At 73.5% G+C, this 12,566-nt stretch carries 13 protein-coding genes and 1 pseudogene; 9 read left to right on the top strand and 5 right to left on the bottom strand.

Annotated elements, in window-relative coordinates; genetic code table 11:
* The first annotated feature begins 11 nt into the window (after nucleotides 1–11).
* The gene (locus AC3IYI_RS06475) at nucleotides 12–437 is read left to right on the top strand and encodes an SPW repeat protein (protein WP_489409285.1); all 426 of its coding nucleotides are present in this window, start codon (nucleotides 12–14) and stop codon (nucleotides 435–437) included.
* Nucleotides 438–556: 119 nt separating this feature from the next.
* Nucleotides 557–715, top strand: coding sequence for an SCO1431 family membrane protein (locus tag AC3IYI_RS06470; protein WP_243341628.1), 159 nt, complete (start codon nucleotides 557–559; stop codon nucleotides 713–715).
* Here the strand turns inward: AC3IYI_RS06470 and AC3IYI_RS06465 are convergent.
* The 3 genes from AC3IYI_RS06465 to AC3IYI_RS06455 are packed head-to-tail and all read right to left on the bottom strand — an operon-like array spanning nucleotide 712 to nucleotide 3,187.
* Entirely contained in the window at nucleotides 712–1,689 is a 978-nt protein-coding gene (locus tag AC3IYI_RS06465) for a hypothetical protein (RefSeq protein ID WP_489409284.1), read from the bottom strand. The genes AC3IYI_RS06470 and AC3IYI_RS06465 overlap by 4 nt on opposite strands.
* Nucleotides 1,686–2,648, bottom strand: a complete 963-nt coding sequence (locus tag AC3IYI_RS06460; protein ID WP_489409283.1) for a DUF6114 domain-containing protein — start codon at nucleotides 2,646–2,648, stop codon at nucleotides 1,686–1,688. The genes AC3IYI_RS06465 and AC3IYI_RS06460 overlap by 4 nt, the downstream gene beginning before the upstream one ends.
* On the bottom strand, nucleotides 2,639–3,187 hold the full coding sequence (locus tag AC3IYI_RS06455; RefSeq protein WP_489411449.1) for a DUF6230 family protein: 549 nt from the start codon (nucleotides 3,185–3,187) through the stop codon (nucleotides 2,639–2,641). The genes AC3IYI_RS06460 and AC3IYI_RS06455 overlap by 10 nt, the downstream gene beginning before the upstream one ends.
* 188 nt (nucleotides 3,188–3,375) lie before the next feature.
* On the opposite strand from AC3IYI_RS06455, the pseudogene AC3IYI_RS06450 reads away from it, so the two are divergent.
* From AC3IYI_RS06450 to AC3IYI_RS06440, 3 genes and pseudogenes are all read left to right on the top strand, one after another.
* Nucleotides 3,376–3,897, top strand: a pseudogene (locus tag AC3IYI_RS06450) (TetR/AcrR family transcriptional regulator); the annotation flags it as partial.
* 543 nt (nucleotides 3,898–4,440) lie between these two features.
* Nucleotides 4,441–5,610 carry an acyl-CoA dehydrogenase family protein gene (locus tag AC3IYI_RS06445; RefSeq protein ID WP_489409282.1) on the top strand — a complete coding sequence of 390 codons (1,170 nt, stop codon included), beginning with the start codon at nucleotides 4,441–4,443 and terminating at the stop codon, nucleotides 5,608–5,610.
* Nucleotides 5,607–6,005, top strand: coding sequence for a GNAT family N-acetyltransferase (locus tag AC3IYI_RS06440; RefSeq protein WP_489409281.1), 399 nt, complete (start codon nucleotides 5,607–5,609; stop codon nucleotides 6,003–6,005). Before AC3IYI_RS06445 ends, AC3IYI_RS06440 begins: the two co-directional genes overlap by 4 nt.
* Before the next feature lie 4 nt (nucleotides 6,006–6,009).
* On the opposite strand, the gene AC3IYI_RS06435 is transcribed toward AC3IYI_RS06440, so the two are convergent.
* The gene (locus tag AC3IYI_RS06435) at nucleotides 6,010–6,225 is read right to left on the bottom strand and encodes a hypothetical protein (RefSeq protein WP_489409280.1); all 216 of its coding nucleotides are present in this window, start codon (nucleotides 6,223–6,225) and stop codon (nucleotides 6,010–6,012) included.
* 844 nt (nucleotides 6,226–7,069) lie between these two features.
* On the opposite strand from AC3IYI_RS06435, the gene AC3IYI_RS06430 reads away from it, so the two are divergent.
* Nucleotides 7,070–8,203, top strand: coding sequence for an Rv3169 family protein (locus tag AC3IYI_RS06430; protein WP_489409279.1), 1,134 nt, complete (start codon nucleotides 7,070–7,072; stop codon nucleotides 8,201–8,203).
* 73 nt (nucleotides 8,204–8,276) lie between these two features.
* Nucleotides 8,277–9,380 (top strand): phosphotransferase family protein, encoded by a 1,104-nt coding sequence (locus AC3IYI_RS06425; RefSeq protein ID WP_489409278.1) that lies wholly within the window; start codon nucleotides 8,277–8,279, stop codon nucleotides 9,378–9,380.
* Between the two features lie 28 nt (nucleotides 9,381–9,408).
* Here the strand turns inward: AC3IYI_RS06425 and AC3IYI_RS06420 are convergent, their stop codons facing one another.
* On the bottom strand, nucleotides 9,409–9,864 hold the full coding sequence (locus AC3IYI_RS06420) for a hypothetical protein (protein ID WP_489409277.1): 456 nt from the start codon (nucleotides 9,862–9,864) through the stop codon (nucleotides 9,409–9,411).
* Between the two features lie 218 nt (nucleotides 9,865–10,082).
* Here AC3IYI_RS06420 and AC3IYI_RS06415 point away from each other — a divergent pair, with 218 nt between their 5' ends.
* Together AC3IYI_RS06415 and AC3IYI_RS06410 are read left to right on the top strand one after the other, a co-directional pair.
* A complete protein-coding gene (locus tag AC3IYI_RS06415) occupies nucleotides 10,083–10,523 on the top strand; it encodes an Lrp/AsnC family transcriptional regulator (protein WP_267756984.1) in 441 nt (146 codons plus the stop codon).
* Nucleotides 10,524–10,729: 206 nt separating this feature from the next.
* Entirely contained in the window at nucleotides 10,730–12,379 is a 1,650-nt protein-coding gene (locus AC3IYI_RS06410; protein ID WP_489409276.1) for an amidohydrolase, read from the top strand.
* The last annotated feature ends 187 nt before the right edge of the window (nucleotides 12,380–12,566 follow it).

Genomic DNA, 12,566 nt, shown 5'->3' with positions numbered 1-12,566 from the left:
GGCAGCCCGCCATGACCACCCAACCGAGAATGGAACACCACCCCGACCTCGCTGAGATGCGCTCGCGGTTCGAGCGGGTCACCAGCACCCCGAGTGCGCAGGCCGTCGAGGCGCTGGCCCTGATGACGGGCCTGTACATCGCCGCCTCGCCGTGGATCGCCGGATTCAGCGGGCTCAGCTCGCTGGCGATCAACAACCTGATCGCGGGCCTGGCGTACTGCCTGTGCATGAGCGGACTCGGCTCCGCTTACGAACGCACCCACGCCATGGCCTGGACGGCGGTCGGTCTCGCCGCCTGGACGATCGTCGCTCCCTTCGTCATCTCCGGCGACGTCAGCACCACCCGCACGGTGTGGAGCAACGTCCTCGCCGGCGGTATCGCCTTGTGCCTGGCCCTGGCCATGGCGGGCATGGCGGGCCGCGACCGCACCACCTGATCCGGCACGCACCACCCCTCACGCCCCCGGTCCGCACCACGCGGCCGGGGGCGTGAGACATGCCACCCGTGACCATCGTCTCTACCGCGAGGGCCGCCCCCGCTGTCACATTGGAGGGCATGACCGCACACAGCGCCGCCCTGACCGCCCGTGCCCGCAACCTGGTCCGCACCGGGGGGCCCGAGGACGATTCCTCCTCCTGGCTGGAGCACGTGCTCGGCTGGACCCTGGTCGTGGTCGTGGCCATGTTCGTCACTCAGGTGGGCTGGTTCTTCTAACCGCCGCTCCTTCTCACCTCCGCGGTCCCGCCCCGGGCCGCTGATCCGGCCCCGGCCCCTTTCCCCTCCCCGGGTTCGGCCTCCGGCTCCACCCGCCAGTGCCGGTCCGGCACGCCCACCAGCCCGTACAGCGCCCGCACGGGCGAGCGCGCCGGCAGCAGCACGACCCCGGCCAGCAGGGCGAACGCGCCGACCCCGGCCCACCACCCCAGCAGCCGGACGAGGACGCTCGCGCCCACCGCCCCCGCGAAGGGCAGCCCGTAGACCCCCGACCCGGCGATCGCCACCGCGACCACCCGGGGCACCTTGAGGTCCGCCGCGGCGCCCGGCAGCCGCCAGCCCTCCACCAGCCAGCCGATCTCGGCCAGCAGCATCGTGCCGATGACGGCCGTCCCGAAGGTCAGCACGGCGAGGAAGGTGCCCGAGGTCGCGAAGGCCAGGCACTGGTTGACCACCGATTCACCGGCGGGGCCGTCCGCGGACCAGCCGGCGAAGGCCCGCGGATCGGCGCTCAGCAGCCGCTCGTACCCCGTGCCGTCCCATCCGTGGATCAGGGTGAAGAACAGCAGGAAGTACCCGGCCACCGCCTGCAGGTACCCCCAGTACCCGGCCCCGACCAGGACGAACAGTCGCGCCGCCAGGAACCCGAGCAGCGCGCCGGCCACCACCGAGGCCCCGTAGAAGAGGGCGAAGCCGGCCCACACCCCCTCGTGGTCGCGGGCCACGTGCATAGTCGACCAGGCCGGGTTCTGCCAGAGCAGGTAGATCCCGGTCGGGGCGGGCAGCAGGGCCGCGTAGAGCAGGGTGAGCGTCAGGTACGGATTGGCCGCGCGGCTCCTCGTACGACGGGCCCAAAAGGGAGGGGCCTCGCCCCGGACCGACCGCTCCCACCACTGGAGCTGGCGCCCGGCGGCCACCGCGAAGGTGGCGCCGATGCCGTACGCCCACAGCGGCGCGGCCTGGGCGGGGATCACGAGGCCACCAGCCGCAGGTCATCGGTCTTGATCACGTCGGAGGTGACGAGTGCCTGCTCCGCGCTGACCCGGGTCATGAAGACGAACGGCGGGATGACCGGGGGAGCGGGCAGCCCGTCCGGGCTGAAGGTCACGCAGAGCAGCCCCTCGATGCACCCGCTGAACCTCGTCAGGTACAAGGTCACGTCGCCGCTCAGGTCGAGCCTCTTGGCGGCGAGCCCGTACTCCTCGCGGCCGTCGCGGCTGCGCAGCTCGTAATCGGTGAGCGTCGCCGCCCGCATCCGCAGCACCAGCACCTTCAGCGGCCCGTCCACGGTGGGCACGTGGGTGACCCCCGCGAAGGCGAACCCCTGGGGGGCGAAGAGCGAGGTGGCCACGGTCGGGGGAGTGCGCGCGGCCATCGGCGGACCGGCCTGGGCGGCCCTCGCCTCACCGGTGCCCGCCACCAGCGAGGCGAGCAGCACCACCGGCAGCGCGGCCGCCAGCGTGCGCGGCCCGCTGCCGTCCAGGCTCGGGATGTACGGTCCCTCCTCGCCCGCCTCGGGATCGGGCAGCGGGGTCCATCCGAAGGCCAGTGCGCTGCCCGCGATGCCGAGCAGCATGCCGAGGAGGAAGCCCCCGAGGTTGGTCGCCACGAAGGACAGCACCGAGAGCAGCAGCGCGTGGACGGAGACGTAGGCCCGGGCCTGCGGCAGCAGCCACAGGAACAGGCCGGCGGCGATCAGCGCGAGGCCGATCCCGATGGCGGCGATCCCGCCGAGGCCCAGGCTGACCAGCACGGTGAGCGGGGACAGCGGGACCAGCAGCAGCTCGGTCCCGCCCAGGATCACCAGCAGCCCGCCCCAGAAGGGGCGGGTGCGGCGCCAGGCGCGCAGCCGCCGCCGGGGGCCGGGCAGCGGGAGCCGCCGCTCCAGCCACCCGCTGCCCGGCCCGGCGGCCCCGCGCAGGCCTAGAAGCACTTCGTGCCGTCCAGGCTGACGTTCAGCTTCAGGCCCTTGAGGTGGAAGTTGCCGCCGGTCGCCGACCAGGCGTGCGACTTCACGTCCACGACCTCGATGTCCCCGGCCTGGAGGCCGAACTTGCCGGCCTCGCCCTTGATCCCGCCGACCTGGTCGAGGGTGGAGGCGTCACGGCCGATCTGGGCCGTCCCGAAGACGGCGTCGCCGGCCAGGTCCTCGCCGTCGATGACGAGATTGCTGGCGGTGACGTTGCCGGCCGGGCCGCCGGCGGTCAGCTTGAAGACCACCTTGCCCACCGGGGTGTCCACTTCGGCGGCCTGGCAGATGTCCGTGAGGGTGGCCTCGCCGATGCCGAGCAGCGCGACGGGATGCCCCTTGCCGTCGACGGAGCGGTCGGTGTGCACGTAGGAGGCCAGGCCCTTGCTGCTCAGCTTGGACGAGGAGACCTGGAAACTGGTCCCCGAGACGGCGAAGGAGGCGGCGAGCGCGCCCTGCGCCATGACCATCGCCATCGCCCCGACCGCGACGACCGCGGGCATCGCGACGGCGGCCGTCTTCTTCCAGTTGACCCGGCCCTCGGATGTCTTTCTCGTCGTGTGCGTCCTGCCGTTGCCCATGAGGTGTTCCTCCCGTACGTCGTCCGGTGCGCAGGGGGAGTGCAGAGGGGGGTGCACAGGGGTCTGCCATACTGCGGGCTTCCTGTGGCAGTTCGAGGCTAGGGCTGAATTTGAATAATAGTCAACAGCGCGGAACGAGCGGACGTTCGCAGGTTCGGCGGGCCGAACTCATAGCGATCGGCCGCAAGTTGTTCGCCGACACCTCGTACGACGCGCTCTCCATGGACGACATCGCCAAGCACGCAGGCGTCGCCAAGGGCCTCATCTACTACTACTTCAAGAGCAAACGCGGCTATTACCTGGCCATCGTCGAGGACTCGGTGGCCGAGCTCGTGGCCCGCGCCGCCGGCGAGAGCGAGCTGCCCAGCGCGCAGCGGGTGCGCACCACCATCGACGGCTACCTGTACTACGCCGAGCACCACCAGGCCGCGTACCGCACCATCGTCACCGGCGGCGTCGGCTCCGACTCCGAGGTCCTCGCCATCCGCGACGCCGTCCGCGAGGAACTCATCGCGACCATCGCCGACGGCGCGTACGGCCACCGCGAGATCCCGCCGATCGCCCGGCTGGCACTGGTCGGCTGGCTGGCGGGCGTCGAGGGCAGCACGCTCGACTGGATCGGCCCGGCGGAGCCTGCGGCGCAGGTCCCGGCGCAGGCCTCTGCGCAGGCCTGCGACGCGACCTCTGGCGAGACCTCTGGCGAGACGCCTGGCGAGGCCCCTGACGAGACCGCTGGCCGAGCCTCCGCCCAGACCCCTGCCCCGACCCTTGCCCAGCCCTCTGACGAGACCCTTGCCCAGACCCTTGCCCAGACCCCTGACGAGACCCTTGAGCAAGGCCTCACCCAGGCCCGGGAGGGCCGTGGACCCGGGGCTTCCGGGCGCCGCGGACACCCCGACCGGACCGAGTTCGGCGCCCTGCTGGTGCGCACGCTGCGCGCCACTCTGACGGTGATCGAGGAGTTCGCCCCCGAGTGCCCGGCCCCGCCCGTCCCCGAGGAGGATCCCGTGCCCGTGACGGGAAGCCCCTGATCGGGCATACTCAACCGCCGCAGCCCCTTGAACTGGACCTTCCCGCGATCCGGGAGGGCACCATCGGTTGTGAGCCCCGAGACCCGGCGACGCGTACCACCCTCACGCGCCGCCCCGTGCTTGACGAGTGAGGAGAGCGCTGCCATGACCGACCGCGCGCCGCAGGTGGACCGATCGCTGCCGACCGAGGAGTCCCGAGACCTGCTCGCGCTCGTACGCGAGATCGCGCAGCGGGAGATCCGCCCCCGGGCCGCCGAGGAGGAGGACGCCGGCCGTTTCCCCCGTGAGGTCTTCGCACTGCTCTCCGAGGCCGGACTGCTCGGGCTCCCGTACGCCGGTGATTTCGGCGGCGGCGACCAGCCGTACGAGGTCTACCTCCAGGTGCTGGAGGAGCTGGCCGCGGCCCGCCTGACCGTCGGGCTCGGCGTCAGCGTGCACTCGCTGGCCTGCCACGGCCTGGCCGGCTACGGAACCAAGGAACAGCAGACCGCGCACCTGCCCGCCATGCTCGGCGGCGGACTGCTCGGCGCGTACTGCCTCTCCGAGCCCGCCTCGGGCTCGGACGCGGCCTCCCTGACCACCAAGGCGGTCCGGGACGGCGACGACTGGCTGATCAGCGGCACGAAGGCCTGGATCACCCACGGCGGCGTCGCCGACTTCTACACGGTGCTGGCCCGCACCGGCGTGGACGGCCCGAAGGGCATCACGGCCTTCCTGGTCCCGGGCGACGCGGAAGGCCTCACGGCCGCGGTCCCCGAGAAGAAGATGGGCATGAGGGGCTCGCCCACCGCCCAGCTGCACTTCGACGGCGTGCGGGTCCCCGACGCGCGCCGCATCGGCGAGGAGGGCCAGGGCTTCACCATCGCCCTGGCCGCCCTGGACGCGGGCCGCCTCGGCATCGCCGCCTGCGCGATCGGCGTGGCGCAAGCCGCCCTGGACGAGGCCCTGGCCTACGCCCTGGACCGCAAGCAGTTCGGACACCCCATCGCGGACTTCCAGGGCCTGCGGTTCATGCTGGCCGACATGGCGACGAAGATCGAGGCGGGCCGCGCGCTGTACCTGGCGGCGGCCCGGCTGCGGGACGCGGGCAAGCCCTTCTCCCGCCAGGCGGCGATGGCCAAGCTCTTCTGCACCGACGCGGCGATGGCCGTCACGACGGACGCGGTCCAGGTACTGGGCGGCTACGGCTACACGGCGGACTTCCCGGTCGAGCGGCTGATGCGCGAAGCGAAGGTCCTCCAGATCGTGGAGGGCACGAACCAGATCCAGCGCATGGTCATCGCCCGCCACCTGGCGGGCCCGGAATCCCGTTGACCGGCCGGCCCGGGGCGGAGCTGACCGTACGGGAGGCCCTGTCCGACGCCGAGCTGAACGGACTGTTCTCCGCGTCCTGGCCGGGGCACCGGGACACGTCCTTCGCGCCGGTCCTGGCCCGCAGCCTGACCTGGATCACGGCGCGCAGCGGCGGGCGGCTCGTCGGCTACGTCAACGTGGCCTGGGACGGGGGCGTGCACGCCTTCGTCCTCGACACCACGGTGCACCCGGACGAGCGCCGCCACGGGCTCGGAGTGCGCCTGGTCCGGGCGGCCGCCGAGGCGGCGCGGGGCGCGGGCGCGCAGTGGTTGCACGTGGACTACGAGCCGCACCTCGGCGGGTTCTACGCCCGGTGTGGTTTCCGCCCGACGGCGGCGGGCCTGCTCGCCCTGTGAGCGGTCAGGCGCCGAAGAGGGGGCCGGTCGGCCAGATGGGGGAGGAGGCGATCCGGGACCACTCCGGATCGCGCTGCCCCGGCACGGTCCGGCCGTCCTCCTCCCACCGGGTGAGCAGCGCACGGTAGATGGGCGGGTCGGGGGCCTGCCGAACCGATTCTTCGTACCCTGCGGCGGGCGCCCGCCGCCGACGCCCCACCCTCGGCGTGGAAGTCTCCATCGTGGTCATACCGGGCCAACGCGCCACCGGACCCACGGGTAACCCCGCCCATCCGTTCGACCCTTCCCCACACCCCGGCACGGCTCAGCCAAATTCCAGCCTCGCCGGCGCTTGAGGCGCGGGGGCCCCGGGCGCCGGCCCCCGGCAACGGCGCCGCACCCGGCAACGGGTCCGGGCGGAGCCCGGGGAGGGGTCCGGGCGGAGCCCGGAGAAGTTGCCGGGGTGCCGCATCCGGCGAAGCGTCCGGGCGGGGCCCGGGGGAGGGGTCCGGGCGGAGTCCGGAGAAGTTGCCGGGGTGCCGCATCCGGCGAAGGGTCCGGGCGGGGCCCGGGGGAGGGGTCCGGGCGGAGTCCGGAGAAGTTGCCGGGGCGCCGCACCCAGCAACGGGTCCGGGCGGGGCCCGGGGAGGGGTCCGGGCGGAGTCCGGGGAAGTTGCCGGGAACGGCGCCGCACCCGGCAACGGGTCCGGGCGGAGCCCGGGGAACGGTGGAAGGGCGGGTAGGGGACAGCCCCGCAGGGCCCCGCCCCTCCAGCAGGAGCCGGATCAGCGCCAACCGGAAAGCATCCCGCACGCTCGGCCGGAGCCCCCGGAGCCCCCGGAGCCCCCGGAGCCCCCGGAGCCCCCGGAGCCCCCGGAGCCCCCGGAGCCCCCGGAGCCCCCGGAGCCCCCCGAGCGCCCAGGCGAGCGCACCCCACCCCCGCCGACGGCCCGGCCCCAACCGGGCCCCCGCACGACGTGTCTCCCTGCCAGTTCGTGCCACAACCCTGGCCCCCACCCAGCAATCTGACGTACCGTCATCTCCGCCCAGGTGTCACCCCTCGCACCCGTATCCGGAGGTTCGTCATGCCCGCCGACCGGCCCGTACCGCTCGATGAATACCCCATCCACCAGGCCCCGTTGTCGATGAAGCACCTCGTCACCGGCGACCGCAACGCCTACGACCGCTGCATCTTCCACGTCTTCGACCACGCGGGCCGCGCCGTCCTGATCCTCGGCCTCGGGGTCTACCCCAACGCCGGTGTCATCGACGCCTACGCCACCCTCCGCGTCGGCGACGAACTCCTCGCGGTCCGCGCCTCCGACGCCCTCACCGACGACCGCATGAACCTCTCCGTCGGCCCGCTCCGCATCACCGTCGACGAACCCCTCCAGCGGCTCACCCTCTCCTGCGCCGCCGACCCCGAGGACCCCGACGGGCTCTCGTACGACATCACCTGGACCGCGGAGTTCCCCGCCGTGTGGGAGCCGCACCACACCCAGCGCCGGGGCGACCGCCTCATCCTCGAAGGCCGCCGATTCGTCCAGGCGGGCGGCGTCACCGGCACCATCCGCGCCAAGGGCGAGGAGTTCACCCTCGACGCCGACTGGACCGGCACCCGCGACCGGAGCTGGGGCGTGCGCCCGATCCCCGGCGAGGAGGGCGGCCGCGCCGCCGAGGAGCACCGGCCCGAGGGCTTCCACTGGCTCTGGATCCCCGTCCGGTTCGAGGACCGCTTCCTGATGGTCATCACCCAGGAGGACGCCGACGGCCACCGGGCCCTCAGCGAGGCCGTCCAGGTCTTCCCCGAGGGCAGCGGCCGCCACGACGTACAGCTCGGCTGGCCGCACACCGACATCCGCTACCGTCCGGGCGGTCGCCACCCCGAGAGCGCCGTCGTGCACCTCACCGACCCGGCCGGCCGCAAACCCCTGGAGCTCGGCGTGGAGATCCTGAACTCCTCCCCGCTCGCCGTCGGGGCCGGCTACCCGCCCGCCTCCGACTGGCAGCACGGCACCTGGCAGGGCCGCGCCTGGACCGACCGCCGCACCTACGACCTCTCCGACCCCGCGGCCCACCCCATGGCCGCCTTCGGGGTCACCGACCACTCGGCCCGCTTCACCCTGGAAGGCCGCACCGGCTACGGCATCTTCGAGCACGGCAGCTTCGGCCGCCACGACCCCAGCGGCTTCGTCGACTACAGCTCGGTGGCCCCGTAGTCCCGGCCCACCGGACGGAACGACCGGCACCTCGACCTCAGCCTCAACAGCCAAGCCAGAGAAGGGGTTTCCCATGGCAGGACCGGCACCGCGCCCCCGTACCTCCACCCGCGAACCCGAGGAGCTGGGCCGGCGCCTCGCCGCCTGGCTCGACACCGAGCTCCCCGGTGCGAAGGTCACCAACATCTCCGTCCCCGGCTCCAACGGGATGTCCAGCGAGACCCTGCTCTTCGACATAGAGCACCCCGACGCGCCGATCCGGGCCTGCGCCCTGCGCCTCGCCGCCGACCCGGCCGCCTACACGGTCTTCCCCACCTACGACATGCCCCGCCAGCACCGGGTGATGAGCCTGGTCGCCACCCACACCGACCTACCGGTCCCGCGCGTGCAGTGGCTGGAAGAGGACCCCGGCCCGCTCGGGGCCCCGTTCTTCGTGATGGCCCGCGCCGAAGGGCGCGTACCGCCCGACGTGATGCCCTACACCTACGAGGGGAACTGGCTGCACGCCGCGACCGACGCGCAGCGCGCCGTACTCCAGGAGTCGAGCATCGCGCTCCTCGCCCGGCTGCACGACCAGTTCCCGCCCGAGGAGGCGCGGTTCCTCCTCCCGGAGGGCGACGGGAGCCCGCTGCGCCGTCACGTCGAGTCCCAACGCGCCTACTACAACTGGGTGGTGGCGGGGAAGTCCCGATCACCGCTGCTGGAGCGGGCGTTCGCCCGCCTCGAAGAGCTCTGGCCGGACGACGAGGGCGGCCCGGCCGTCCTCAACTGGGGCGACGCGCGCATCGGCAACGTCATCTACGAGGCCGACGGCTTTGAACCCGTGGCCGTACTCGACTGGGAGATGGCGGCCTGCGCCCCGCGCGAGGTCGACCTCGGCTGGACCGTCTACCTGCACTGCTTCTTCCAGGACCTGACCGTCGGTTTCGGCCAGCCGGGCCTGCCGGGCTTCCTGCGCCGCGAGGACATAGAACGCCGGTACGCCGAACTCACCGGGCACAGGCCGCGGGACATGGAGTTCCACACGCTCTACGCCGCCCTGCGGCACGGGATCGTGATGCTGCGCATCGCCTACCGGCAGGCGCACTTCGGCGAGGTGGAGATCCCGGCGGATCCCGACAGCTTGATCCTGCACCATGCCAGTCTCACCGCCATGGTGCAGGGAACGTACTGGTAAACGCCCTGGCAGCCGCCCGGCCCGCGGCTCAGGCGGCCTGCGCGTGCTGGCGCATCTGCGGCATCGCCGCGGGCTCGGGCATCCGCACGGGACGTGAGCCGGGGCCGCCGACGTGCGAGAAGGGCTGTGTACGCCAGTCCAGCCCCTGCGGCAGCGCCAGGTGGACGACGGGCTCCAGCTCGAGCTCCTGGGCGAGCTCGTCGTCACCGAGGCCGAGGGTGGGCAGCGCGTCGGAGGCCGGCCGCCCGGTGCCCGCGCACACCGTGAGCCCGAAGGGGTTCCACGGGGTCAGGCACAGGGCGTGCTCCGGCAGGAACTCCTCGTCCGCGACGAGGGCGATCGACTGGCCGCAGTCGGGGCAGGTGGCGTGGTGGATCTCGAAGCCCTCGGCGTATTCGAGGTAGTCGTCGTCGGCGGCGTAACCGCTCTCGACGATTTCCAGGGGCTCCGGTTCGGTACGACCGGCGCGCTTGGTGTTCAGCATGGATGTACTCCCCCTTGGGTGGGCCGGGCGGGCAGGTTCTTCGGCCACGGCCACTCCAAGCACTTCCCGTCGCGCGGCACGAGTAACCACATCCGGCCGCCGTACGCCCGCATACGCCTGTGGCCTTGGTCACATGCCTGCCGCAGGTGCCACCTCAATCCGTGGACACGGCTGGGCCAGAACGGATCGGGGCCGTAAGTTGTGCGGCTATGAGCGCAATGGAGGAGCTGGACCGTCAGATCGTGGATCTGCTCGTGCGGGACGGGCGGATGAGCTACACGGACCTGGGCAAGGCCACCGGGCTGTCCACGTCGGCGGTCCATCAGCGAGTTCGCCGGCTGGAGCAGCGCGGGGTCATCCGCGGTTACGCGGCGGTCGTCGACCCCGAGGCCGTCGGCCTTCCCCTGACGGCCTTCATCTCGGTCAAGCCCTTCGATCCGAGCTCACCCGACGACATCGCGGACCGGCTGGCCGGGGTTCCCGAGATCGAGGCCTGCCACAGCGTCGCGGGCGACGAGAACTACATCCTCAAGGTCCGCGTGGCCACCCCGCTGGAGCTGGAAGACCTCCTGGGCCGCCTGCGCGCCCTGGCCCACGTCTCCACCCGCACGACGGTCGTCCTCTCCACCCCGTACGAGGCCCGCCCGCCCCGCGTGTAGATCCAGCCTCGCCGGCCAACTCCAGCTCCTCCGGCGTTTGAGGAGCGGGGGCCCGGGGGCCGGCCCCCGGCAACGGCGCCGCACGCGGCAACGGGTCCGGGGCGCAGCCCCGGGGAACGGGCGAAGGGCCAGTAGGGGAATCGCCCCCAGCCCCCCACAGAGGGGCAGTGTTCCGGGAGGCGGACGGCACCCGCCAGACTGTCGGCATGACAGACCGCACCACCGCCGACTCCGCCACAGCCGCCGGAGCCCCCACCCCCACCGCCGGAGGCCCCCGCACGGTCCTCCTCCGCGGCGGCGAGGTCCACAGCCCCGCCGATCCCTTCGCCACCGCGATGGTCGTGGAGCGCGGCCACGTCGCCTGGGTCGGCTCCGAGGGCGCCGCGGACGCCTTCGCGCAGGGCGTGGACGAGGTCGTCGACCTCGACGGGGCGCTCGTCACCCCCGCCTTCACCGACGCCCACGTGCACACCACCTCCGCCGGCCTCGCCCTGACCGGCCTGGACCTGTCCACGGCCGGCTCCCTCGCCGAAGCCCTCCAGCGCGTGCGCGCGTACGCGGACGGCCGCCCCGCCGACCGGGTCCTGCTCGGCCACGGCTGGGACGCCGCCCGCTGGCCCGAACGCCGTGCGCCCCGCAGGCAGGAGCTCGACGAGGCCACCGGCGGCCGCCCGCTCTACCTCAGCCGCATCGACGCGCACTCCGCCGTGGTGACCACGGCGCTGCTCCGGCTCGTCCCCGAAGTCCGCGAGGCCGCCGACGAGCCGCTGACCCAGGGCGCCCACCACGCCGTACGCCGCGCCGCGCTCGGCGCCCTCACCCCGGCCCAGCGCGCCGAGGCCCAGCGGGCCGCCCTCGACCGGGCCGCTTCCCTCGGGATCGGCTCCGTCCACGAGTGCGGCGGCCCGGAGATCTCCTCCCCGGAGGACTTCACCGCCCTCCTGGAGCTCGCGCAGACCCACCCCGGGCCCCGGGTCTTCGGCTACTGGGCCGACCGGGACCTCGCCCGGGTCAAGGAACTCGGCGCCGTCGGGGCGGCCGGCGACCTCTTCGTCGACGGAGCCCTCGGCTCGCACACCGCCTGCCTGCACGCCCCGTACGCCGACGCGGACCACACGGGCATCGACTACCTCGACGCGCGGGCCGTCGCCGAACACGTCGCCGACTGCACCGCGGCGGGCCTCCAGGCGGGCTTCCACGCCATCGGAGACGCCGCGATCACCGCCGTGGTCACCGGGGTGCGGGCCGCCGCCGACATGGTCGGCCTGGACCGCGTCCGGGCCGCGCGGCACCGCGTCGAGCACGCCGAGATGATGACCCCGGCCACCATCGCGGCCTTCGCCGAGCTCGGCCTCACGGCCTCCGTGCAGCCCGCCTTCGACGCGCTGTGGGGCGGCGAGGAGGGCATGTACGCCGACCGGCTCGGCAGCGAGCGCGCCCGCACCCTCAACCCGTACGCGGCCATGCTCAAGGCGGGCGTCCCGCTCGCCTTCGGCTCCGACGCCCCGGTCACCCCGCTCGACCCCTGGGGCACCGTCCGGGCGGCCGCCTTCCACCACACCCCCGCCCACCGCATCTCCGCACGGGCCGCCTTCGCAGCCCACACCCGCGGCGGCTGGCGGGCCCTGGGACGCGACGACGCGGGCATCCTCGTCCCCGGCGCACCGGCCGACTACGCGGTCTGGGACACGGCCGAACTGGTGGTGCAGGCCCCCGACGACCGGGTCGCCCGCTGGTCCACGGACCCCCGCTCGGGCACCCCCGGACTGCCGGACCTGACCCCCGGCGGCGAGCTGCCGGTCTGCCTGGCCACCGTGGTCGGCGGCCGGGAGGTATTCGTACGGCCACAGGGGTGATCCGGGTGGCCGTGGTTCGGTGAGGGCGGCCGGACCCGGATAGGTTCGGCCGGGTCCACCACCGGACGTCCGAACCGGGCGGAGCCGATCGCACAGCCGCGCCCGCGCCTCGGGGGCGAGGGAAGGTTTCACCGCAAGGGTGTCCCCCCTGCTTCGCAGGGAGTTGGGGGCGGGTGGCCTCAGGTCG

The organism is Streptomyces sp. GL_148, assembly GCF_057834205.1.
Note: the sequence above shows the minus strand (reverse complement) of the source record. Positions and strands in the feature narration are given on the sequence as shown.

What these genes read in the sequence shown, in the direction of transcription:
- AC3IYI_RS06475 (WP_489409285.1), top strand. Translation starts at nt 12, where the DNA reads ATGACCACCCAACCGAGAATGGAACACCACCCCGACCTCGCTGAGATG.
- AC3IYI_RS06470 (WP_243341628.1), top strand. Translation starts at nt 557, where the DNA reads ATGACCGCACACAGCGCCGCCCTGACCGCCCGTGCCCGCAACCTGGTC.
- AC3IYI_RS06455 (WP_489411449.1), bottom strand. Translation starts at nt 3,187, where the DNA reads ATGCCCGCGGTCGTCGCGGTCGGGGCGATGGCGATGGTCATGGCGCAG.
- AC3IYI_RS06445 (WP_489409282.1), top strand. Translation starts at nt 4,441, where the DNA reads ATGACCGACCGCGCGCCGCAGGTGGACCGATCGCTGCCGACCGAGGAG.
- AC3IYI_RS06435 (WP_489409280.1), bottom strand. Translation starts at nt 6,225, where the DNA reads ATGGAGACTTCCACGCCGAGGGTGGGGCGTCGGCGGCGGGCGCCCGCC.
- AC3IYI_RS06430 (WP_489409279.1), top strand. Translation starts at nt 7,070, where the DNA reads ATGCCCGCCGACCGGCCCGTACCGCTCGATGAATACCCCATCCACCAG.
- AC3IYI_RS06425 (WP_489409278.1), top strand. Translation starts at nt 8,277, where the DNA reads ATGGCAGGACCGGCACCGCGCCCCCGTACCTCCACCCGCGAACCCGAG.
- AC3IYI_RS06420 (WP_489409277.1), bottom strand. Translation starts at nt 9,864, where the DNA reads ATGCTGAACACCAAGCGCGCCGGTCGTACCGAACCGGAGCCCCTGGAA.
- AC3IYI_RS06415 (WP_267756984.1), top strand. Translation starts at nt 10,083, where the DNA reads ATGGAGGAGCTGGACCGTCAGATCGTGGATCTGCTCGTGCGGGACGGG.
- AC3IYI_RS06410 (WP_489409276.1), top strand. Translation starts at nt 10,730, where the DNA reads ATGACAGACCGCACCACCGCCGACTCCGCCACAGCCGCCGGAGCCCCC.